Origin of the sequence: Nonomuraea sp. NPDC005501 (assembly GCF_040605905.1) — a bacterium.
Taxonomy (GTDB): Bacteria; Actinomycetota; Actinomycetes; order Streptosporangiales; family Streptosporangiaceae; genus Nonomuraea.
This window is the reverse complement of record NZ_JBEXDT010000032.1, coordinates 16,767-39,750: the sequence shown is the minus strand read 5'-3', so window position 1 is coordinate 39,750 and position 22,984 is coordinate 16,767. Positions and strand designations below refer to the sequence as shown.

18 protein-coding genes are annotated in these 22,984 nt (G+C 72.1%); 16 read left to right on the top strand and 2 right to left on the bottom strand.

What is annotated here, in order from left to right; all coding sequences use genetic code 11:
• The first annotated feature begins 282 nt into the window (after positions 1-282).
• The 9 genes from ABZS51_RS17800 (at position 283) to ABZS51_RS17760 (ending at position 11,175) form a co-directional block, all read left to right on the top strand.
• Positions 283-1,656, top strand: coding sequence for an extracellular solute-binding protein (locus tag ABZS51_RS17800; protein ID WP_355441810.1), 1,374 nt, complete (start codon positions 283-285; stop codon positions 1,654-1,656).
• Positions 1,631-2,566: a sugar ABC transporter permease gene (locus ABZS51_RS17795; protein ID WP_310710746.1), complete on the top strand. Its 936-nt coding sequence runs from the start codon at positions 1,631-1,633 to the stop codon at positions 2,564-2,566. The genes ABZS51_RS17800 and ABZS51_RS17795 overlap by 26 nt, the downstream gene beginning before the upstream one ends.
• Positions 2,563-3,381, top strand: coding sequence for a carbohydrate ABC transporter permease (locus ABZS51_RS17790; RefSeq protein WP_355441807.1), 819 nt, complete (start codon positions 2,563-2,565; stop codon positions 3,379-3,381). Before ABZS51_RS17795 ends, ABZS51_RS17790 begins: the two co-directional genes overlap by 4 nt.
• The gene (locus ABZS51_RS17785; protein ID WP_355441804.1) at positions 3,381-4,460 is read left to right on the top strand and encodes an ABC transporter ATP-binding protein; all 1,080 of its coding nucleotides are present in this window, start codon (positions 3,381-3,383) and stop codon (positions 4,458-4,460) included. Before ABZS51_RS17790 ends, ABZS51_RS17785 begins: the two co-directional genes overlap by 1 nt.
• Positions 4,457-5,644, top strand: a complete 1,188-nt coding sequence (locus ABZS51_RS17780; RefSeq protein ID WP_355441801.1) for a CehA/McbA family metallohydrolase — start codon at positions 4,457-4,459, stop codon at positions 5,642-5,644. The genes ABZS51_RS17785 and ABZS51_RS17780 overlap by 4 nt, the downstream gene beginning before the upstream one ends.
• Positions 5,645-5,654: 10 nt before the next feature.
• On the top strand, positions 5,655-6,554 hold the full coding sequence (locus ABZS51_RS17775) for a TIM barrel protein (protein WP_355441798.1): 900 nt from the start codon (positions 5,655-5,657) through the stop codon (positions 6,552-6,554).
• Complete coding sequence (locus tag ABZS51_RS17770) at positions 6,551-7,651, top strand: Gfo/Idh/MocA family oxidoreductase (RefSeq protein ID WP_355441795.1); 1,101 nt, start codon at positions 6,551-6,553, stop codon at positions 7,649-7,651. The genes ABZS51_RS17775 and ABZS51_RS17770 overlap by 4 nt, the downstream gene beginning before the upstream one ends.
• Positions 7,648-10,416: an alpha-mannosidase gene (locus tag ABZS51_RS17765; RefSeq protein ID WP_355441792.1), complete on the top strand. Its 2,769-nt coding sequence runs from the start codon at positions 7,648-7,650 to the stop codon at positions 10,414-10,416. Before ABZS51_RS17770 ends, ABZS51_RS17765 begins: the two co-directional genes overlap by 4 nt.
• Positions 10,417-10,512: 96 nt before the next feature.
• Positions 10,513-11,175, top strand: coding sequence for a cyclase family protein (locus ABZS51_RS17760; RefSeq protein ID WP_355441789.1), 663 nt, complete (start codon positions 10,513-10,515; stop codon positions 11,173-11,175).
• Positions 11,176-11,182: 7 nt separating this feature from the next.
• Here ABZS51_RS17760 and ABZS51_RS17755 read toward each other — a convergent pair whose 3' ends face one another.
• On the bottom strand, positions 11,183-11,677 hold the full coding sequence (locus tag ABZS51_RS17755) for an Lrp/AsnC family transcriptional regulator (protein WP_310710754.1): 495 nt from the start codon (positions 11,675-11,677) through the stop codon (positions 11,183-11,185).
• A 203-nt stretch (positions 11,678-11,880) separates the two neighbouring features.
• Between ABZS51_RS17755 and ABZS51_RS17750 the strand changes: the two genes are divergently transcribed.
• From ABZS51_RS17750 to ABZS51_RS17720, 7 genes are all read left to right on the top strand, one after another.
• On the top strand, positions 11,881-13,314 hold the full coding sequence (locus tag ABZS51_RS17750; RefSeq protein ID WP_355441785.1) for a gamma-aminobutyraldehyde dehydrogenase: 1,434 nt from the start codon (positions 11,881-11,883) through the stop codon (positions 13,312-13,314).
• Positions 13,315-13,338: 24 nt separating this feature from the next.
• Complete coding sequence (locus tag ABZS51_RS17745; protein ID WP_355441782.1) at positions 13,339-14,406, top strand: ABC transporter ATP-binding protein; 1,068 nt, start codon at positions 13,339-13,341, stop codon at positions 14,404-14,406.
• A gap of 8 nt (positions 14,407-14,414) precedes the next feature.
• A complete protein-coding gene (locus tag ABZS51_RS17740; protein WP_355441779.1) occupies positions 14,415-15,644 on the top strand; it encodes a spermidine/putrescine ABC transporter substrate-binding protein in 1,230 nt (409 codons plus the stop codon).
• 3 nt (positions 15,645-15,647) lie between these two features.
• The gene (locus ABZS51_RS17735; RefSeq protein WP_355441776.1) at positions 15,648-16,499 is read left to right on the top strand and encodes an ABC transporter permease; all 852 of its coding nucleotides are present in this window, start codon (positions 15,648-15,650) and stop codon (positions 16,497-16,499) included.
• Positions 16,496-17,302, top strand: coding sequence for an ABC transporter permease (locus ABZS51_RS17730; protein WP_310710759.1), 807 nt, complete (start codon positions 16,496-16,498; stop codon positions 17,300-17,302). Before ABZS51_RS17735 ends, ABZS51_RS17730 begins: the two co-directional genes overlap by 4 nt.
• 173 nt (positions 17,303-17,475) lie before the next feature.
• Positions 17,476-18,870, top strand: a complete 1,395-nt coding sequence (locus ABZS51_RS17725) for an FAD-dependent oxidoreductase (RefSeq protein WP_355441886.1) — start codon at positions 17,476-17,478, stop codon at positions 18,868-18,870.
• A gap of 52 nt (positions 18,871-18,922) precedes the next feature.
• Complete coding sequence (locus ABZS51_RS17720) at positions 18,923-19,795, top strand: alpha/beta hydrolase (protein ID WP_355441772.1); 873 nt, start codon at positions 18,923-18,925, stop codon at positions 19,793-19,795.
• Between the two features lie 188 nt (positions 19,796-19,983).
• Here the strand turns inward: ABZS51_RS17720 and ABZS51_RS17715 are convergent, their stop codons facing one another.
• Positions 19,984-22,911, bottom strand: a complete 2,928-nt coding sequence (locus ABZS51_RS17715; protein ID WP_355441769.1) for a BTAD domain-containing putative transcriptional regulator — start codon at positions 22,909-22,911, stop codon at positions 19,984-19,986.
• Between the last annotated feature and the right edge of the window lie 73 nt (positions 22,912-22,984).

Genomic DNA, 22,984 nt, shown 5'->3' with positions numbered 1-22,984 from the left:
TCCAGTGAGAGTCCCACTCCCTAGTATGATCTATTGTCCTGACATACCGATGTCCGTTCAGTGGTGCATTCTGCCAGTCCGAATCCCTGCTGGGTAGGTGCCACCACCGGATCGTCCGAACCCGGGCCGTCTTCACCGGTCAGCGGGCCGGGGCCACGGAGTACTGTCGACACATCCCTGAAATATAGCCAAACCTTTACGTCATCTAGATGTCATGACATATTGGCGTGGGCTCCGTTACGGATGAGTCGGAGGGTATCGATGGGATTGCGGAGAAGATCGGTGAGCGTGGTCGCGGTTCTGGCCGCGTCCGGTCTGGCGCTGACCGCGTGCGGCGGGTCGTCCGGTGACGGTGACGGCGGCACGATAGAGCTGACGATCGCGCAGAACGCCATCGCCGGCGGCAAGAACGCGAAGGCGGCGGACTTCGTCGCCAACTGGGTGGTTCCCAAGTTCGAGGAGGCCCAGAAGGCCAAGGGCAAGGACGTCAAGGTCAAGTTCGTCCCCAGCGGTGTCGACGACGAGCAGTACAAGACCAAGCTCTCCCTCGATCTGAAGTCCGGCAAGGGCGCCGACGTGATCGACATCGACGGCATCTGGGCCGGTGAGTTCGCCGAGGCCGGCTACATCAAGCCGCTGGCCGAGCTGGTCGGGCCCGAGGCGGAGAGCTGGGACGGCTGGGCCCAGATCCCCGAGTCCGTGCAGGGCCTGGCCACCTTCAACGGCAAGAAGTACGCGCTGCCCGTCGGCACCGACGGCCGCGTTCTCTACTTCAGCAAGCCGCTCTTCCAGAAGGCCGGCCTGCCGGCCGACTGGCAGCCGAAGAGCTGGCAGGAGATCCTCGACGCGGGCGCCAAGCTGAAGGCGGCCGGCGTGCCCGTCCCGATCCAGGTCAACGCCGGCACCGCGATGGGCGAGGCCACCACCATGCAGGGCGTGCTGCCGCTGCTGGCCGGGGCGGGCGGCGAGGTCCAGAAGGACGGCAAGTGGGCCGGCGCCTCGCAGCCGGTCAAGGACGTCCTCGGCCTCTACCAGAAGATCTACGGCGGCAGCGGCCTCGGCGACCCCCGGCTCCAGCAGGAGGCCAAGGGCCGTGACAAGTCGTTCCAGCAGTTCGCCCAGGGCAAGATCGGCATCCTGCTGGAGGGCGACTACTTCTGGCGCGGCGTCGTCAACCCCAAGGACGGCGTCGCCAAGATGGCCGACCGCGACCAGAGCGTCGGCTACGCCCTCATCCCCGCCATGGAGCCCGGCAAGGGCATCCGCGGCCAGGACTTCGTCAGCATGTCGGGCGGCGCGCTGCGCACGGTCAACCCGAACAGCAAGCACCCGAAGGAGGCCTTCGAGCTGCTGGCCTTCACGCTGTCGCCCGAGGCGCTGAAGGAGGAGACCAAGGACGGCAACGTGCGCATCACCCCGCGCAGCGACGTCAACAAGGAGATCCTGGCCGGCGAGCCGCTGCTGACGTTCATCTCGGAGAAGGTGCTGCCGCTCACGGCCTACCGGCCGCCGGTCGCCGTCTACCCGCAGGTGTCGGTGGCGCTCCAGGAGGCCACCTCGGCGGTGGTCAGCGGCAAGACGCCGGACGAGGCGGCCGCCGACTACCAGAAGAAGCTCGAAGGAATCGTCGGTGGCGCAGGTAACGTCTCCTCCTGACCTCGCCGGGGAAGCCACGGACTCCACGGCCCGCCGCTACAGCGTCGACGCGGCGGGCCTGGGCCGGTGGCGTGCGGGCGCCTTCGTGGCCCCCGCACTGCTGCTCATCGCGGTCTTCCTCGTCTTCCCCGCGCTGTGGGTGCTCTATCTCGGGCTGACCGACTACCGGCTGACCGGCGTCGCCGCCGCCGACCCGAAGGTGGTCGGGCTCGACAACTTCCTGTCGGCGATCGGCGACCCGTCGTTCTGGAACTCGACCTGGCTGACCGTCCAGTTCGTGCTCGGCTCGGCGGTGATCGGCCAGGTGGGGCTCGGGTTCACGATCGCCTGGCTGCTGCGCGACAGGCGCGGGCCGCTCAGGCGGATCGTCGAGGGCCTGGTCATCCTGGCCTGGATCCTGCCGAGCGCCGTCGTGTCGTTCCTGTGGGTGGCCCTGCTCGACGCCGACGGCGGCACGCTGAACGCGCTGCTCGCCACCGGCGACTACGCCTGGCTGCTCGAACACCCGATGCTGTCCATCGTCATCTTCAACACCTGGCGCGGCACCGCGTTCTCGATGATGCTGTACGGCGCGGCCCTCGGGAACGTGCCGCCCTCGCACCTGGAGAGCGCCCGCCTGGCCGGAGCCTCCGGCTGGCAGCAGCTCAGGGACGTGGTCTTCCCCCACATCAAGGGGCACATCCTCACCAACCTGCTGCTGATCAGCCTCTGGACGTTCAACGACTTCACCCCGTTCATGATCACCGCGGGTGGCCCCGAGGGGAAGAGCGAGGTGCTGGCCGTCCACGTCTACAAGGTCGCCCTGCAGGGCGGCCAGCTCGGCTACGGCGCCGCGGTCTCCACGGCCATCCTGCTGATCAACCTGGTCGTGGCGGTGTTCTACCTGCGCCTGCTCAGGAGCAAGAAATGACGCGCTTCGTGCTGGGCCGGATCGGCTTCTACACGCTGACCGCGGTGCTGCTCGCCTTCTTCACCATCCCACTGCTGTGGCTGGCGTCGGCGCCGCTGACCAGCGACCCCACCTACGAGGTCCGCATGCCGGACTTCACCTTCGACAACTTCCAGGCCATCCTGGATCACCCCTACGCGCTGCCGTCGCTGTACAACTCGCTGCTGCTGTCCGTCGGCACGGCCCTGCTCGTGGTCCTGCTGTCGGCGCTGGCCGCCTACGCGCTCAGCCGCGTGCGCCTGCCCGGCCGGGACGCGCTGCTCTACGCGCTGCTGCTGCTCTCGTCGATCATCACGGGCACGGCCGCGATGGTGCCGCTGTTCCAGCTCGCCGTCGAGCTCGGCCTCATCGACTCGCAGTTCGGGCTGATCCTCATCCTGACCGGCGGCCTGCTGCCCGCGGCGATCTTCATGCTCAAGGACTTCATGGACTCCACGCCGAAGTCGTACGAGGAGTCGGCGCGGGTCTTCGGCGCCTCGCCGCTGCAGATCGTCGCGCACGTGGTCGTCCCCCTGGTACGGCCCGGCCTGGCGACGATCGCGGTGTGGGCCGTGGCCAACGTCTGGGGCAACTTCCTCATGCCGTACCTGCTGCTCAGCGACGTGGAGAAGCAGCCGGCGGCGGTCATCATGTACACGCTCTACACCGAGGGCGGCCAGGCGAACCTGCGGCTGCTGTCCACGTTCGGACTGCTCTACTCGGTGCCCGTGGTGCTCATGTACCTGTTCGTCAGCAAGAAGTACGGCTTCCGCTTCCACGGAGGGATCAAGCGGTAATGGCGGCAATCGAACTGCGAGGGCTGACCAAGGTCTACCCCGGCGGCGTCAAGGCGCTCGACGCGCTGGACCTGGTCATCCCCGACGGCGAGTTCTTCGCGCTGCTCGGCCCCTCCGGGTGCGGCAAGACCACCCTGCTGCGCACGATCGCCGGGCTGGAGACCGCCACCGGCGGCTCGGTCGTCATCGGCGAGCGCGACGTGACCTCCGTGCAGCCAGGCGCCCGGGACATCGCCATGGTCTTCCAGGACTACGCGCTGTTCCCGCACATGGACGTCACCGACAACGTCGCCTACCCGCTGCGCATCAAGAAGGTCCCCAAGGCCGAGCGCCACCGCAGGGCGGGCGAGGTCGCGGCCCGGCTCGGCCTGGAGCACCTGATGGACCGGCGGCCCGGCCAGCTCTCCGGCGGCCAGCAGCAGCGCGTCGCGCTGGCCCGCGTCATGGCGACCCAGGCGCAGGCGTTCCTGTTCGACGAGCCGCTGTCGAACCTGGACGCCCGGCTGCGCCTGGAGGCCCGTACGTTCCTGAAGAAGCTCCAGCGCGAGCTGGGCGTCACCACCGTCTTCGTCACCCACGACCAGGCCGAGGCGCTGGCTATGGCCGACCGGATGGCCGTGATGGAGGCCGGCGTGATCCGGCAGATCGGCACCCCGGCCGAGGTGTTCCAGCGGCCCGCCAACACGTTCGTCGCGTCCTTCATCGGCTCCACGCCCATGAACCTGCTCGACGCCGTCGTCCGCGGTGACACGCTGGAGGTGGCCGGCCGTACCGTGCCCGTGCCCACCTCGGCCGCCGGGCTGCTGACGGACGGCGAGAAGGTCGTCTACGGCGTACGGCCCGAGTACAACGCCTACGCGGCAAAGCCCGCGGACGGCTCGTCGGAGGGCTCGCTGGCCGGGAAGGTGGTGATCGTGGAGAACCTCGGCGCCTCCCACCTGGTGACCCTCGACGTCAACGACGTCACCGTGCAGGCCGTCGTGCCCGAGGGCAGCGAGCCGGCCGTCGGCGACGAGGGCTTCGCCGTGCCGCGCCGCGACCGGGCGCTGGTCTACCGCGACGGGGAGCTGGTGGGATGAGCGTGATCCGGGGGCACTGGACCCTCGACGACCGGCTGGAGAGCATGCTCCGGGAAGTGCCGTTCGAGGTGCCGGCCGGGGCCGCGGCGGTGACCGTGGCGCTGTCCTACGACCGGTCCCGGGGCGTGCTCGACCTCGGCGGCGGGAGCCCGCGAGGGTTTCGCGGCTGGTCGGGCGGCGCCCGGGACACGTACACGATCACGGAGGAGTGGGCGACGCCCGGCTACCTGCCCGGCCCCCTGGAGCCCGGCCCGTGGCAGGTGTGGCTGCGGCTGCACCGCGTCCCTCCCGAGGGCCTGGACTGCACGCTGGAGATCACCGTCGCGGACACGGCGCCGCCCGCCCCGGTCACGGCCGAGCCGCCCGTCGCCGAACGCCCGCCGCGCCGCGACATCCCCGCCGTGGACGGCCTGCGCTGGTACGCCGGAGACTTCCACTCGCACACCGTCCACAGTGACGGCTCGCTGACCGTCGGCGAGCTGGCCGCGCTGGCCCGCGGCCGGGGACTCGACTTCCTGGCCGTCACCGACCACAACACGGTCAGCCACCACCCCGAGCTGACCTCGGCCGACCGGGGCATCACCCTGCTGCCCGGCCAGGAGGTCACCACCGACCGCGGCCACGCCAACGTGTTCGGCGACGTCGGCTGGGTCGACTTCCGCCGGCCCGCCGACTCCTGGGCCCGGCACGCCCGCGACCACGGCGGCCTGATGTCGATCAACCATCCGCTCGGCGGCGACTGCGCCTGGCTGCAGCCCCTCGCCGAGCGGCCGCACGTGGCCGAGGTGTGGCACTCCGGCTGGTGGGACCGCCGCTGGGGAGCGCCCCTGGCCTGGGCCGACGCCTGGCGCGACGACCTGGTGGCGATCGGGGCCAGCGACTTCCACCGGCCGGGCGACGACGGCCTGCCCGGTTCGCCCACCACGTGGGTGCTGGCCGAGGACCCGGCCGCCGCGTTCGGGGCCGTGGCCGCCGGGCGTACCGCGATCTCGGCGGGGCCGGGGGAGCCGCTGCTGCTCCGGCTCGGCGACGAACTGCTCGCCCTGGACGCCGACGGCCTCGTCCTGGTCCGCCCCGGCGGCGCCCGGCAGGTCATCCGCGGCGCCCGGACCCTGGTGCCCGCCGGCGAGGGCCGGCACCGGCTGGAAACCTACGAGAACGAGGTGATCGCGCTATGCGAGTGAACAAGCAGCCATGAACACGCGAATGATCAGCGTCGCCAACGCCCCCGTGAGCTTCGGAGTGTTCGAGCTGGCCACCGAGGCGCCGCCGCTGAGCGCCGGCGAGATGGTGCGCGCGCTGTCCGACGCCGGCTACGAGGGCATCGACCTGGGCCCGCTCGGCTACCTCGGCACCGCCGGGGACATCGCGGACCGGCTCGGCGGGCTGCTGCTCGCCGGCGGCTGGGCCGACCTGGCCTACCACGACGCGGAGGCGTTCCGGCGCAGCCTGGTCACGCTCGACGCCACGCTCGACGTGTTCGCCGCCGCGCCACCAGCCCCGGCGCACCTCGCGCCCCGGCCGACGCTGGCCTGCTCCGGCTCGCCCGAGCGCTTCGCCCGCCCCGGCGGGAACGCTCCAGGGCTGCCCGCCTCCGAGTGGCCCGCGTACGCCGCCCGCGTCCAGGAGGCGGTCCAGCGCTGCCGCGACCGCGGCCTCGAACCCGTCTTCCACCACCATCTCGGCACGTACGTCGAGACCCCCGAGGACGTGGAGCGGCTGCTGGAGCTGACCGACGTGCCGCTCTGCCTCGACACCGGCCACCTGCTGCTCGCCGGTGGCGACCCGGTGGCGGCGCTGCGCGACTGGGCGGGCCGCGTCGGGCACGTCCACATCAAGGACGGCGACACCGAGATCCTCGCCCAGGCGATCGCCGACGGCGCGGACCTGCGCGAGCTGATGGGCCGCGGCGGGTTCGCCCAGCTCGGCGAGGGCGAGCTTGACCTGCCCGGAGTGGTCCGGGCGCTGGACGACATCGGGTACCAGGGCTGGGTGATCATCGAGCAGGACACCCTGCCCGGCCGCCGCACGGTCGAGCGCAACATCGCCGACCAGGCAGCCAACCGGGAGAAGCTGAGAGAGCTGGGACTGTGACTCTGAAGATCGCGCTGGTCGGATGCGGAGCCGTCACGCAGGCGGTCTACGCGCCGCTGCTGTCGAGGCGCCGCGACCTGTTCGAGGTGACCGCCGTGTGCGACCTGTCGCCCACGCTCGCGGGCGCCGTGGGCGACCGCCTGGGCGCCCCCGGCCGCTACACGTCCCTGGAGGACATGCTCGCCGGCGGCGGGTTCGAGGCCCTGGTCATGCTCGCCTCGGGCTCCCACGGCGAGCCGGTACGGCAGGCGCTGGCCGCCGGTCACGCCGTGCTGTGCGAGAAGCCCCTGGCGCTGACCCGGGCGGAGGTGGCCGCGCTGCCCGAGGGGCGGCTCATGGTCGGCTACATGAAGCAGTACGACCCCGCCGTGCGGCGGGCCGAGCGGCTGCTGGCCGAGCTGGGCGGGCCCGAGGCCGTCCGGTCCGTCGAGGTGACCGTGCTGCACCCGAGCGCCGGGTCGCAGCTCGCCTTCGCCGGCCTGACCCGGGCCGGCGACCTGGACCCCGCGCTGCTCGCCTCGCTGCGCGCCGAGGAGGACGCCCTGGTCTCCCGCGCCCTCGGCGAGCAGGCCCCCGAGTCCGTCCGCGCCCTGTACGGCGTGGCCCTCGGCTCCGTCTGCCACGACCTGTCGCTGCTGCGCAGGTTCACCGGCTCCCCGGCCGAGATCTCCCATGTCGAGACCTGGGGCCCCGCCCCCGGCTCCGTGGAGATCGCCGGCACGCTCCCGGCCGCCGGACGGTTCTCCATCCGCTGGCACTACCTGGAGGACTACCCCGCCTACCGGGAGACGGTCGCCATCCACCACGACCGGGGCACCCTGGAGCTGGCCTTCCCCGCCCCGTACCTGGTCAACGCGCCCACCACGCTCACCGTCGTCACGCCGGGCGCCGATCCCGGCGGTGAGGGACGCACCGAGTGGCGGGAGGTGACCGAGGCGTTCGAGACGCAGCTCGCCGCCTTCCACGCCTACGTCACCGAGGGCGAGCAGCCGCTCACCGGCGCGGCCGGCGCCCTGGAGGACATCGTCACGGCCCAGCGGATCGCCGCCCGCTACGCCGTACAGCACGGACTGCCGATCGGAGGGGAAGCAGCGTGACCGGCTCGAACGACATTGTGGTGGTCCCGCACACGCACTGGGACCGCGAGTGGTACGAGCCGTTCCAGCGCTTCCGGCTTCGGCTCGTGGCGCTGCTGGACGAGGTGCTCGACACCATGGAGCGCGAGCCCGGCTACCACTTCACCCTCGACGGGCAGCTCGCCTGCGTGGACGACTACCTGGAGGTCCGGCCCGAGCAGCGCGACCGCGTGGCGGCGCTGGTCGAGTCGGGGCGTCTCGCCGTCGGACCGTGGCAGATCCTGCTCGACGAGTTCCTGTGCTCCGGCGAGAACATCATCCGGAACCTGGAGCTCGGCATGGACCGGGCCGACAAGCTCGGCGGCGCCATGCCCGTGGGCTACCTGCCGGACATGTTCGGCCACACCGCGCAGATGCCGCAGATCTTGCGGAAGGCCGGGCTCCTGTACGCCTGCGTCTACCGGGGGGTGCCGTCGTCCGTGGTGTCCGACGCGTTCGCCTGGACGGCTCCCGACGGCACCGCGGTGCGCGCCCAGTACCTGCCCATCGGCGGCTACGGCAACGGCGCCCACCTGTTCGAGGACCCGGAGCGCCTCGCCGAGCGGGCGGCCGTGTTCACCCGCCGCATGCGTGAGTGGCACGGGCCCGAGGGCGCGCTGCTCGCGATGTACGGCACCGACCACTCGGCACCCGTACGCGGGCTGCCCGGCATGGTGGCCGCGATCGGGGCCCGCATGGACACCCTGTCCGGCTACGTCACGGCGTACGGCGACGGCGGGTCCGTCGAGGGCCTGCCGCGCGTCGAGGGCGAGCTGCGCTCCCACGCCCGCGCCAACATCCTGCCCGGCGTCATCTCCGTCCGCGCCCACGTCAAGCAGGCCATGAGCCGCGCCGAGCGCATGGTCGAGCGCTACGCCGAGCCGCTGGCCGCCCTCTGGGGCGACGCGTGGCCCGGCCGGTTCCTCGACATGGCGTGGTGGCGGCTCGTCGACGCCAGCGGCCACGACTCCGTCACCGGCTGCGGCGTGGACGAGACCGCCCAGCAGGTCGCCGCGCGCATCGCCGAGGCCGAGCACCTCGGGCACGCAGTCCGCGACATGGTGACCGCCAAGCTGGCCGCCACGGTCCCCTCCGGCGGGGTGCTCGTCGTCAACCCCACGCCCGCCACCCGGCGCGGCGTCGTCCACGTGGACATGGCCGGGCACGACCCGCTGGTGGACGCCACGGGCGCCCCCGTGCCCGTCCAGCCGCTGGAGTACGCCCCCACGCTGCTGCTCGACGAGGAGATGGACCCGGCCACGGCGCTGACGTTCGTCCACGGGACCGAGCTGTACGGCCAGCACATCACGGGCTGGTCGGTCGAGGACGGGGTGCTCACCTTCGAGGTGGCGCGGGAGCCGCGCACCGCCTTCAACGTGGCCGAGGTGCGGGACGCGGTCGAGGGAGTGACGCGGGTCCGCATCGTCGCCGAGCCCCGCCGCAAGGTGGCCGCCCTGGTGGAGGTTCCGCCGCTCGGCCACACGAGCCTCCGCCCGGAGCCGCCGGTCGCCGTCCGGGCCGGCTCCAACGGCTCCGCCGTCGCCCCGCAGACCCACGAGGCGCCGGACGGCGTACGGATCGAGGACGGGGCGCTCGACAACGGGCTCCTCCGCGTCGAGGTGGCGGAGGACGGAACCCTGACGCTGACCTCCGCCGGCGGCGTCACGCTCACCGGCGCCGCCCGCGTCGTGGACGGCGGCGACGTCGGCGACAGCTACAACCACGCGCCTCCCGCCGAGGACCGGATCGTCTCCGCCCCCGAGACCGTCGAGGTCGTCCCGGTCTGCTCCGGCCCGCTGGTCGCCGCCCTGGACGTGCGCCGTACGTACCGGTGGCCCGCGGCGGGAGCCGGCATCGAGGGCACGCCCGAGCTGCCCGCGCCCGCTCGGAGCGGCGCCACCGAGGAGATCGTCGTGGACACCCGCGTCGAGCTCCGGACCGGCGAGCCGTTCGTCCGCCTGCGGGTGGCATTCGACAACCGCTGCGACGACCACCGGGTCAGGCTGCATGTGCCGCTGCCCGCGCCGGCGACGGCCTCGCACGCCGAGGGCCAGTTCGCGGTCGTCACCCGCGGCCTGACCGCCGAGGGCGGCTGCGGCGAGGAGCCGCTGCCCACCTTCCCGGCCTCGTCGTGGGTGGCCGCCGGGGGAGTGGCGGCGCTGCTGGAGCACGTCACGGAGTACGAGCTCGTGGACGGCTCCGCCTGGGGCGGCGCGGGACAGGGCGAGGGCACGGAGCTGGCGCTGACCCTGCTCCGCTCCATCGGCTACCTGTCGCGCAACCGCCACGCCCTGCGCCCGGAGCCCGCCGGTCCCCAGCTCCCGACGCCCGCCGCCCAGTCGCGCGGGCTGCGCTCCGTCACGCTGGCGCTCATGCCGTACGAGGGCGGCGGGGAGGAGGGAGGCTGGGAGGCGGTGCCGCCGGCGGCGGAGACCTTCCGCCACGACCTGCTCCCGGTGCCCGGCACGGGCGACCCGTCGCTCGCGCTGCCCCCGGCCGCCCCCGGCCTGTCGGTCACGGGCGACGGCGTGGTGATGACCTCCCTGCGGCTCCGCGACGACTGGAGGGAGCTGCGGATCGTCGCCCTCACCCCGGAGCCGACGGAGGCCGTGGTGGAGGGCTCCTTCACCCGAGCGCGCCACGCCGACCTCCGCGGCCGCCCGGGCGACCCGCTCCCGATCACGGACGGCACCGTGCGCCTCCCCCTCCGGCCCTGGGAGATCGCCACCATCCAGCTCGGCAACTGAATGTGAAGGAGACGCGCCTGGTGCGGGCGGCGGCGGACACGCCCGGTCCCCCGATCGTCGGCGCGGCGGCCGAGCGGCCCGTGTGACGATGGCGCCATGACCGCTGAACTCGTGGATCTGTCGGTGCCGATCGTCACCGGGATGCCGGTCTACCCCGGTGACCCCGAGGTGACGGTCGGACCGGCGCTCACGGCCGCGCGTGACGGCGTGAACGTGCTGGCGCTGCACCTGGGCTCCCAGTCGGGCACCCACGTGGACGCACCCTTCCACATCGACGACGCGCTGCCGGCGCTGGACGAGCTGCCGCTGGAGCGGTTCGCCGGCCCGGCGGTCGTGGTGGACGCCCGGGGACTGGAGCCGCGCGCGGCCATCGGGCCGGCGGCGTTCGTTGCGGTGCCGGCCGGCGGGGTCCCGCCGATCGTGCTGGTGGCGACGGGCTGGTCGGTCCACTGGGGCACCGGCGCCTACGCGGCGCACCCGTACCTGACGGAGGAGGCGGCGCGGCTGCTGGTGGAGCGGGGCGTCACGACCGTCGGGGTGGACGCGCTGAGCGTCGACCCGACGCCCGCGGAGGACTTCCCGGCGCACCGGGTGCTGTGCGGCGCCCACGCCGTCATCGCGGAGAACCTGACCGGGCTCGACCGCGTGCTGGCGGCTCAGGTGGAGGGCAGGGCGGTGGAGGTCTGGCTCATGCCGCTGCGACTGCCCGCGGCCGACGGCGCACCGGTGAGAGCGGTGGCGCGATTGGGACCTGTGTGACAAAGGGTCAGCGGGTGCCCCATGAGTACGTCTGCTTCCGGAGTTTCAGGTAGACGAACGACTCCGTGGCGCGAACCGCAGGAATTGCCCGAATTTTACTGAGAATGTCGAGGAGGTGGCCGTCGCCTTCGCACACGACCTCGACGATCACGTCGAAGGAGCCGGCCGTGAGGACGACATAGTCGATCTCGTCGATGGCCGCCAGCTCGTCGGCGACCGACTCCAGGTCGCCCTCGATGTTCACGCCGATCATGGCCTGGCGCGGGAACCCCAGGGTCAGCGGGTCGGTCACCGCGACGATCTGCATGACCCCCGAGTCCTGGAGGCGCTGCACCCGCTGGCGGACGGCCGCCTCCGACAGGCCGACGGCCTTGCCGATCGCCGCGTACGGCATGCGCCCGTCGATCTGGAGCTGCTCGATGATCCGCTTGGACAGGTCGTCGAGCGTGAACTGTCCGGGCGCCGTGTCACTGCCGCGGCGTGCGCGTGGCGGGGTCGTCATCGCGAGCGAGTCCTCCTAGCGGCGCGCGTTACGGGCGCGTTCCCGTTCCATTGCCGTCCTGGTGCGACATGTTGTCAGTTCTCGACGCCCTGTCAAGCGAATTCGTAGCAATTTGGTATCTTCGCCACGAAATCCCTTGTCCCGGATGCAACCACTCTGTAAGAGTCGCGGCATCTCAGCCACCTCACCAGGAGGTCATCACCTTGACCACCCGTCTGCAGAACTTCATCAACGGTGAGTTCGTGGACGCCAAGAGCGGCCGATTCTCCGACATCATCGACCCGTGCACCGGCGAGGCCTACGTCCAGGCCCCGATCTCCGGAGCCGAGGACGTCGACGCTGCCTACGCCGCCGCGGCTGCCGCTTTCGAGTCATGGGGGCGGACCACCCCGGGCGAGCGGGCGAACCTGCTGCTCAAGGTCGCCGACGCGATCGACGCGCGGGCCGACGAGATCAACGAGGCCGAGTGCCGTGACACCGGCAAGCCGCGCGCCCGCATGGCCGAGGACGAGACCCCGGTCGCCGCCGACCACTTCCGGTTCTTCGCGGGCGCGGCACGCACGCTGGAGGGGCCGACCGCCGGTGAGTTCCTCGCCGACCACACCAGCGTCATCCGGCACGAGCCCATCGGCGTGGTCGGTCAGGTCACGCCGTGGAACTACCCCATGATGATGGCCGTCTGGAAGATCGCCCCCGCGCTGGCCGCCGGCAACACGGTCGTGCTCAAGCCGTCCGACACCACCCCGGCCTCCACGCTCAAGCTGGCCGAGATCCTCGGCGACGTGCTGCCCGCCGGCGTCTTCAACGTCGTCACCGGCGACCGGGAGACCGGCGCGCTGGTCGTCGGCCACCCGACGGCCGCGATGGTCGCCATCACCGGCTCCGTCGGCGCGGGCATGTCGGTGGCCAGGAGCGCGGCCGACGACCTCAAGCGCGTCCACCTGGAGCTCGGCGGCAAGGCGCCCGTCGTGGTCTTCGACGACGTCAAGGACCTGCGCAAGGCCGCCTCGGACATCGCGACCGCCGGCCTCTACAACGCGGGCCAGGACTGCACCGCGGCCTGCCGCGTGCTGGTCCAGGAGAGCGTCCACGACGAGTTCGTGGCCGCGCTCGCCGAGGCCGCGGCCGGCACCGTCACGGGCGACCTGTCCGACGCGGACGCCCTGTACGGCCCGCTCAACAACGCCGACCAGCTCGCCAAGGTGCAGGGCTTCGTCGAGCGGGTCCCGGCGCACGCCAAGGTGCTGACCGGCGGTCACCGCGTCGGCGACAAGGGCTACTTCTTCGCCCCCACGATCGTCGACGGGCTGCGGCAGGACGACGAGATGGTGCAGAACGAGGTCTTCGGGCCCGTCATCACCGTCCAGACGTTCACCGACGAGGCAGACGCGCTGGCCAAGGCCAACGACGTGAGGTACGGCCTGAGCGGCTCGGTGTGGACCTCGGACCACGGCCGCGCCATGCGCATGTCGAACCGTCTCGACTTCGGCGTGGTGTGGGTCAACACGCACATCCCGTTCGTGTCGGAGATGCCGCACGGCGGCTTCAAGCACTCCGGCTACGGCAAGGACCTCTCGGTGTTCGGTCTGCATGACTACACGAGGGTCAAGCACGTCATGCACTACATCGGCGAATAAGCGCGACAAGGACAGATCCGGAACATGGCCGAGCTGAACGCGATCGAACTCGACGGCGTCGTCAAGGAGTACCTCTCGCACGGCGAGGTCGTTCAGGCGGTGAAGGGTGTCACGCTCGGCATCGCCGAAGGGGAGTTCTTCTCCCTGCTCGGCCCGTCCGGGTGCGGCAAGACCACGACCATGCGGATGATCGCCGGCTTCGAGGAGCCGTCGAGCGGCGTGGTCAGGCTGCACGGCCACGACGTCACGAACGTCCCGCCGAACAGGCGTGACGTCAACATGGTCTTCCAGTCGTACGCGCTGTTCCCGCACATGAACGTGTGGGACAACGTGGCGTTCGGCCTCAAGCAGCGGCGCACGCCGCAGGACGAGATCAGGCGGCGGGTCGGCGAGATGCTGGAGATCGTCGACCTGACCGGCAGGGAGAAGCGCCGGCCGCGCGAGATGTCGGGCGGCCAGCAGCAACGGGTCGCGCTGGCCCGCGCCCTGGTCAACCGGCCGCGTGCGCTCCTGCTCGACGAGCCGCTCGGCGCGCTCGACCTCAAGCTGCGTCAGGCCATGCAGATCGAGCTCAAGCGGATCCAGCGCGAGGTCGGCATCACCTTCGTGTACGTCACCCATGACCAGAACGAGGCGCTCACCATGAGCGACCGGATCGCCGTCATGAACGACGGGCTGGTCGAGCAGCTCGGCGGGCCGAGGGAGATCTACGAGCGGCCGGCCACCGCGTTCGTCGCCGGCTTCATCGGCACCTCCAACCTGCTCACCGGCACCGCGGCCGGCGGGGTGCTGGAGGTCGGCGGGGGCCGGGTCCTCGTGCCGGACCGTGACGGGGACGTCACCCTCACCGTCCGGCCGGAGAAGATCACCATCACCCTGGACAAGCCGGACGGCGACGTGAGCGTCGTGCCGGGGACCGTCAGCGAGGTGGTCTACCTGGGCACGTACAACAGCTACGCCGTGCGCGTCGGGGACGGGGCCGAGGTCACGGTGTTCCAGCAGAACGCGCACGACGCGACCACCACGGCCGAGCGGGGCGACCCGGTCTGGCTGTCGTGGCCGGCGCAGCACTCTTACGCGATAGGAAGTTGAACCACCCCATGGACCACCAGCACGACCCCGCCCTGCTGAGGGGCATGACCCGGCCCCGTACCCGCCGCGACGCCTTCCGTCTCGCGGGCCTGTCCGCCGCCGGCCTGGCGCTGGCCGCCTGCGGCGTGCAGGGTCAGAAGGCGGCCCCGCCGAAGGCCGACGCGGTCAAGGACTACTGGTCGCAGCAGACCAAGCACGGCCGCGTGGTGTTCGCCAACTGGCCCGAGTACATGCCCGAGGACCAGGCGCCGCTGAAGAAGTTCCAGGGCGAGACCGGGATCTCCTACCAGTACAAGGAGGTCATCCAGGAGAACGCGGAGTTCTTCGGCAAGGCCGACCCGGTGCTGCGGGCCGGGCAGTCGCTCGGTTACGACATCGTCGTCATGACCAACGGCGTCCAGCTCCAGCACATGATCGATCTCGGCTACTGCGTCGCCCTGGACCACTCCAAGCTGCCGAACTTCGCGGCCAACGCCGGCGACAAGTACAAGAACCGCTCCTACGACCCGGGCAGCACCTACACGGTCCCGTACACCTCGGGCGTGACCGGGATCGCGTACAACACCAAGTACGTCAAGGACGACATCACCAGCATCGAGGCGCTGTTCGACCCGAAGTACAAGGGCCGGGTCGGCATGATGGGCGACGCCCAGGAGATCGCCAACTTCGGCATGATCTCCCTCGGCATCGACCCGGAGAACTCCTCCGAGGCCGACTGGAAGAAGGCCGGGGAGAAGCTCAAGGCGCAGCGCGACGCCGGGATCGTCCGCAAGTACTACGACCAGTCGTACATCGACGCGGTGTCCAAGGGCGACGTCTGGCTGAGCATGGCGTGGTCCGGCGACGTCTTCCAGCGCCAGCTCGCCGGTGAGCCCGTCAAGTTCGTGGTGCCCGAGGAGGGGGGCACCATCTGGACCGACAACATGCTCATCCCGAAGGGCGCCGCCAACCCGGTCGACGCGCTCATGCTCATGGACTTCCTCTACCAGCCGGCCGTCGCCGCCGAGCTGGACGAGTTCATCCAGTTCGTCACCCCGGTGCCCGCCGTGCAGGACCTCCTGCGGGAGAAGGCCGCCAAGGCCACCGGCGAGGACAAGAAGGCGCTGGAGGAGATGGTGGACAGCCCCCTCATGTTCCCGTCGGAGGCGGACTACGCCAAGCTCCGCACCTACACCAAGCTCACCACCCAGCAGGAGCAGGTGTTCAACCCGATCTTCCAGTCGATCACCCAGGCGTAGACGATGAAGCGGCTGACTCCCTACCTGCTCGCGCTGCCGAGCTGGATGTGGCTGGCGGTCTTCCTGGTGGTGCCGCTGGCCGCGATGGCCTCGGTGTCGCTGCAGACCGGCAACGCCATCGACGGCTTCGCGATGACGTTCAGCTTCTCCAACTACACCGACGCGTTGAGCAGGTACAGCACCCAGCTCGTCCGGTCCCTCTGGTACGGCGGCCTGGCCACGGCGGCGATGCTGGTCATCGGTTACCCGGTGGCGTACTGGATCGCCTTCAAGGGCGGCAGCCGCAAGTCGGTGTACCTGTTCCTGCTGCTGCTGCCGTTCTTCGTGTCGTTCGTGCTGCGGACCATCTCGTGGGGGTTCCTGCTGGCCGACGACGGGATCGTCTTCGGCACCCTGAAGGGCTGGGGGGTGCTGCCGCCCGAGTTTCACGTGCTGGCCACCACGGTGGCCGTGGTGGGCGGGCTGACGTACAACTTCCTGCCGTTCATGATTCTGCCGATCTACGTGGCGCTGGAGCGGGTGGACCCGAGGGTCGTCGAGGCCGCCCAGGACCTGTACGCCTCGCGGGCGGCGGCCTTCCGGCGGGTGGTGTTGCCGCTGTCGCTGCCCGGGGTGTTCGCCGGCGTGCTCATGACGTTCGTGCCGGCCACGGCCGACCCGGTCAACGCCCAGGTGCTCGGCGGCACCGGCAACACCATGATCGGCAACATCATCCAGACCGAGTACCTCACGAACCTCGACTACCCGACGGCCTCGGCGCTGTCGTTCACGCTCATGGCGGTGCTGCTGGTCGGGATCTTCATCTACGCCCGGGCGCTCGGCACCGAGAACGTCCTCGAGGCGGCGGCCCGATGAGCGCCACCCTGACGGCCGGGCCACGGCGGCGGATCGGCGACCGCCTGCTGCACGCCTACACCTGGCTGATCATCGTCTGGCTGTCGTCGCCGATCGCCGTGATGATCCTGTTCGGGTTCAACGACAAGAAGAGCAAGTCGAACACGAGCTGGCAGGGCTTCACGCTCCGCTGGTACCACGAGCTGTTCGGCATCTCCGACCTGACCACGGCGCTGAAGAACTCCCTCGTCGTCGCGGTCGTGAGCACGGTCATCACCGTCGTCATCGGCACCATGCTGGGTCTCGCGCTCGGCCGCCACCGCTTCCGCGGTCGCGGGGTGACCAACTTCCTCGTCTTCGCCGCCATCTCCACGCCCGAGCTGGTCATGGGGGCGTCGCTGCTGTCGCTGTTCGTCTCCGCCAACCTGCCGCGCGACGCCGGCACGATCATCATCGCGCACGTGCTGTTCTCGCTGTCCTTCGTCACCGTCACCGTGCGGGCCAGGGTGGTCACCCTCGACCCGTCGCTGGAGGAGGCGGCCAGGGATCTCGGCGCCACGGGCTGGGGCACCTTCCGGCAGGTCACGCTGCCGGCGGTGCTGCCCGGCGTGCTGGCGGGGGCCATGCTGGCCTTCGCGCTGTCGATCGACGACTACGTGGTGACCAGCTTCGTCAACGGCTCCACCATCACGTTCCCGCTGTGGATCATCGGGTCCGTGAAGACGGGCATCCCGCCCCAGGTCAACGTCATGGGAACGTTGATCTTCGGGATCGGCGTGCTCATCGCGATCGCCAACGCGGTCGCGGCCCGCCGCCGTACCTGACCCTGCCATTTTCACCAGGCGTCCCCCCGCGGTCCCGCGGGGGGTTCGGCGTACTCCGGCCAAGAACAGGGAGGCGAGATCGGATACCGGCGGGGGGAACCCGCGCGGTGATCAACCCTTTGAGATCCCGCAATTTTTCATAGAACTCTGACTTTCGTAGGGAAGTGGGATTTGTGGATCCGCTGAAGGCGCTTGCTGACGCGGAGCGCAAGCCGTACTGGCTGGACACGCCGGCCAGACCCGAGCCGCTGCCGCGGCTCTTCGGACACACGAGCGCCGACCTGGTCGTCGTCGGCGGAGGCTTCTCGGGGCTGTGGACCGCCCTGCTGGCCAAGGAACGCGACCCGGAGCAGGACGTCGTCCTGCTGGAGGGGCGCAGGATCGGCTGGGCGGCCTCGGGCCGCAACGGCGGGTTCTGCATGGCGACCCTCACCCACGGCCTGGCCAACGGGCTGGAGCGCTGGCCGGACGAGATCGCCCGGCTGGAACGGCTGGGCGTGGACAACCTCGACGAGATCGAGGCGACCCTGGGGCGTTACGGCATCGACTGCGCCTTCGAGCGCACCGGTGAGCTGAACGTCGCCACCGAGCCCTGGCAGCTGGAGGGCCTGAACGAGCACCTCGGCCTCATCGCCGACCTCGGCCTCGACCACGTCCCGCTGGACCGCGACCAGGTGCGGGCCGAGCTGGACTCGCCCACCTACCTGGGCGGCCTGTGGGACCGCAGGGGCTGCGCCATGCTCGACCCCGCCCGGCTGGCGTGGGGGCTGCGCGAGGCGTGCCTGCGGCTCGGCGTCCGCGTGTACGAGCGCAGCCCGGTGCGCTCGCTGGAGGACGACGGCGTCACGCTCAGCCTGCGCACTCCGCACGGCGTCGCCTCCGGGCGCCGGGTCGCGCTCGGAACCGGGGTGTTCCCGCCGCTGCTGCGGCGGCTCAGGCACTTCGTGGTGCCGGTCTACGACTACGCGCTGATGACCGAGCCGCTCACCCCGTCCCAGCTCGGCGCCCTCGGCTGGCGCAACCGGCAGGGCGTCGGCGACTCGGCCAACCGGTTCCACTACTACCGGCTCACCGAGGACAACCGGATCCTGTGGGGCGGCTACGACGCCGTCTACTACAACGGGGGCCTGGTCAAGCCGGAGTACGACCAGCGCGACGAGACCTTCACCACGCTGGCGCGGCACTTCTTCGCCACGTTCCCGCAGCTCGCCGGGGTGCGCTTCACGCACCGCTGGGGCGGCGTGATCGACACGTGCAGCCGGTTCAGCGCCTTCTACGGGCAGGCGCACGGCGGGCGGCTCGCGTACGCGGCCGGCTACACCGGCATGGGCGTGGGAGCCACCCGGTTCGGCGCCAACGTGATGCTGGACCTGCTGTCGGGCGAGCGCACGGAGCGGACCGAGCTGCGCATGGTCAAGGAGAAGCCGGTGCCGTTCCCGCCGGAGCCGATGCGGTCGGGGGTGATCCAGTTCACCCGCTGGTCGATCGCGCAGGCCGACCGGCACGAGGGCCGGCGCAACCTGTGGCTGCGCGCCCTCGACCGGATGGGGCTGGGCTTCGACTCCTGATCCGCTCGCTGTGCGGGCCGCGGGCGATCCCCGCGGCCCGCACACTGGGGGCATGAGAATCGACTTCCAGGCCGACGAGGTCACGCTGGCCGGCGAGCTGAAGGTGCCGGAGGCCGAGGGGCCGCGTCCGGGGCTGGTGCTCACCGGCCCCTTCACCGGGGTGCGCGACCAGGTGACCGGGCTGTACGCGGAGCGGCTGACCCGCCTCGGGTACGTCACGCTGGCCTTCGACCACCGCAACTGGGGCGAGTCCGGCGGGCGGCCCCGGCGGCACGAGGACCCGCAGGGCAAGCTGCACGACCTGCGGGCGGCGGTGTCGCTGCTGCGGTCGCGGCCGGAGGTGGACGGGGAGCGGATCGGGGCCGTGGGCATCTGCCTTGGCGCCGGATATGCCCTGAAATTTGCGGCTTTCGAGCCTCGGGTGAAGGTCTTCGCCGGGATCGCCGGGGCGTACAACAACCCGTACACGATGCGTTCCGGCATGGACTACCAGGCGGCGCTGGCCACTCTGGGGGAGACCCTGGAGCGGCAGGACCACGGCGGGCCGGTCGAGTACCTCCCCGCCGTGGCGGAGGAGGGGGAGGCCGCCATGCCCGGCGACGAGCCGTACGCCTACTACGGCGGCCCGCGCGGCGCCTCCCCGCACTGGTCCAACGAGGTCACGCGGGCCAGTGTGCGAGAGCTGATCACCGTGGACAACATGATGGGCGCCGACTTCCTGTCGCCCAAGCCCGCGCTGATCGTCCACGGGGTGGTCGACCGGTTCTGCTCGCCCGAGGGCGCCGAGGAGGCGTACCGGAGGCTGGACGAGCCGAAGCAGCTGGTCTGGCTGGACGCCAAGCGGCACATCGACCTCTACGACCAGGAGCCCTACGTCACCCAGGCCGTGGAGGCCACCGCCGCGTTCCTCGACGCTCACCTCTGAGCGCTCCTGCCGTGGAGCGGCAGGAGGTGTGGCGAGGCGGGCGCCTGCGAGCACCAGGCGACGAGGACTCTGCCGCCGGTGGTCGAGGCCGCCGGCGCGCTGTGGGCGATCGGCCGCCGCCTGCACCTCCTCACCCCCTTCCGCGCCCACACCTGCCCGGCCGGCGCCGCCCCCTGAGCCACCCCGGGTTACGCACCCGCCGCCTCGGCGGCCTCCGTCACGTGCCTCGGCGGGGCCGGCGACCGCTCCAGCTCGCCCAGCTCCTCCAGGCTCGCGAGGATGCGGGCGCGGGTGTCCTCGGCGCTGTACCAGCCGTGGGGGCACTCGGCCAGCGCCTGTTCCAGGCGGGCCCGCGCCTCGGCGAGGTCGCCCCGCCGCATCGCCACCTCCCCGAGTCCCACCTGCGCCCGGGCCGTCGTCTCGCTGGAGGCGACCCGCCGCGCCAGCTCGTCCGCGTGCTCGTACCCGGCCCGCCCGCCCTCGGCGTCGCCCAGGCGTACCGCCGCGTCCGCGCGCAGGCACAGGCTCTGCGCCACGTCCGGCACGGCGCCCAGCTCACGCGCCGTCTCCAGCGCCTGCCCGGCCAGCTCGTACACGGTGACGTAGTCGCCCTGAGCGAACGCCAGGTCCCCGAGCCCGGACAGCACCAGGGTCGTCCCCCAGCGCTCGCCCAGCTCCCGGAAGGCGGCCAGCGCCCGCTCGAACTCCGTCCTCGCCTCGTCCAGGTGGCCCGCGAACTGCTCGACCAGCGCCATCCCGCAGTGCGACAGCGCCCGCGACCAGGGCGTCATCGACTGCCCGGCGCCGGCCCAGAGCTCCCGCAACCGTTCCACGTCCTCCGGCGGACCGACGAACATCGGCAGCACCAGGGCGAGGAACTCCACCCGCGCGGGCAGGAGGTCCGGCGGCAGCAGCAGCCGCAGCTCCGCCAGCCGCGCCTGGAGCGACGTGTCCGGCTCGCCGCCCCACGCGGCGACGAGGACGCACATCCCGTACTCCTCCTCCAGCCCCTCGGGCGCCCGCGCGGGCGCCGCGGCCAGCACCGCCTGGGCCAGCTCCGCGCAGGTCAGCCGGTGTCCCCGCATCCACCAGTAGCAGGCCGCGGCCGCCAGCAGCCGCAGGCCCAGCTCGGTGCGGCCCGTCTCGGCGGCCCAGCGCACGGCCGCGTCGAGGTCGCCGCTCTCCGCGTCGAGGCGGGCCAGCCAGGCGAGCTGCTCGGCCCGGCGCACGTGCCGGTCGGCGGTGAGCGCCAGGTCCAGGTAGTACGTGGCGTGGGCGGCGCGCACCGTCTCGGTCTCACCCGCCTCGGCCAGCCGCTCGGCGCAGAAGGCCCGGATCGTCTCCAGCATCCGGTAGCGCCCGTCCACGACCTCGACCAGCGACTTGTCGGCCAGCGCGAACAGCACCTCCTCGGACACCCCGCACACCCGCTCGGCGGCCTCGGGAGTCGCGCCTCCGGCGAACACGGCCAGCCGCCTGGCCAGCCGCTGCTCGCTCTCGCCGAGCAGGTCCCAGCTCCACGCGACCACGCCGCGCAGCGTCTGGTGCCGGGGCAGCGCGGTGCGGCTGCCCTTCGCCAGCAGGCGGAACCTGTCGTCCAGCCGCGCCGCGACATCGTCCAGGCTGATCGTGCGCAGCCGGGCCGCGGCCAGCTCGATCGCCAGCGGCAGCCCGTCGAGCGCCCGGCACACGCCCGCCACCACCGCAGCGTTGGCCACGTCCACGGAGAAGCCGGGCCGCACCGCCGCCGCCCGGTCGGCGAACAGCCGGACGGCCGGGTAGCCGAGCAGGTCGTCGGGGTGGCCGAGCAGGCCGGCCGCGCCGGGCGGCGGCAGTCTCAGCGGCGCCACGGGCAGCACCCGCTCACCGGTGATGCCGAGCGCCTCGCGGCTCGTCGCCAGCACCCGCAGCGCCGGGCAGGCGGCCAGCAGCGCGTCGGTCAGCTCGGCGGCGGCCTCGACGAGGTGCTCGCAGTTGTCGAGGACGAGCAGCAGGTCCCGGCCCGCCAGCGCGGCCACCAGCCGGGCGACCGGGTCACCGGCCGGGCGTCCCGGGCCGGACAGCAGCGGCTCGCGGACGCCCAGGGCCGTGAGCACCGCCTTCGGCACGTCCCCGCCGACCGCCAGCGGCGCGAGCTGCACGACGCAGACGTCGCCGTCCGCACGGCCGGCGGCCTCCTGGGCCAGCCGCGTCTTGCCGGCGCCGCCCGCGCCGACCAGGGTGACGAGCCGCGTCTCCCGCAGGTACGCGCCGACCTGGCGCAGCTCCTCGGCCCGGCCCACGAAGCTGGTGAGCTGCGCCCGTACCCCGTACCGCCGTCCTTCTCCGGCCTCGCCCCCCTCCCCGGCGCGCACCAGTCCGGCCACGGGGTGACCCGCGGCCGGCGTCAGGGACAGGTCGCCCCGCAGGACGGCCACGTGGGTGGCCGACAGCTCGGGGCCGGGCTCGACGCCCAGCTCGTCATCGAGGACCCGTCTGACCTGCTCGTACGCGTTCAGCGCCTCCGCCTGCCGCCCGTCGCCGTACAGGGCGCGCATGAGCTGGGAGTGCGGCCGCTCGCGCAGCGGATGGGCGGCGGTGAGCCGGCGCAGCTCGGCCACCAGCTCCCGGTGCCGCCCCAGCTCCAGGTCGGCCTGGACACGGTCCTCGGTGGCCGCCAGCCGCAGCTCCTCCAGCCCGGCGGCGGCGGGCCCGGCGTGCGGGACGTCGGCCAGGGGCCTGCCGCGCCACAGGCCCAGGGCCTCGTGCAGCAGCCCGGCCGCGCGGCGGGCGTCCCCGCCGGCGAGCGCCCGCCTGCCCTCGGCGGCGAGCCGCGCGAAGCGGTGGGCGTCCACGTCCTCCGGGTCCGCCACCAGCCGGTAGCCCGCCGGGTGGAACTCCACCCGCTCCCTGCCGAGGGCCCGGCGCAGCCGCGACACCTGGGACTGCAGCGCGTTCGCCACGCCCTCCGGGGGCAGCTCGCCGTACAGGCCGTCGACCAGCAGGTCCGCTCCGACGACCCGGCCCGCGTCGAGCGCCAGCAGTGCGAGCAGCGCCCGCAGACGGGGGCCGCCGAGCGGGACCGGCTCCCGGTCCTCGCCCAGGACCCGCGCCGGGCCAAGGATCTCGAAGCGCATAGCCCGATTATCGCGGCCGGACCCGGCGACGGCGGGGCTCCTCGGGAGCGGCCGACCGCCGTGGCCGGTCTCC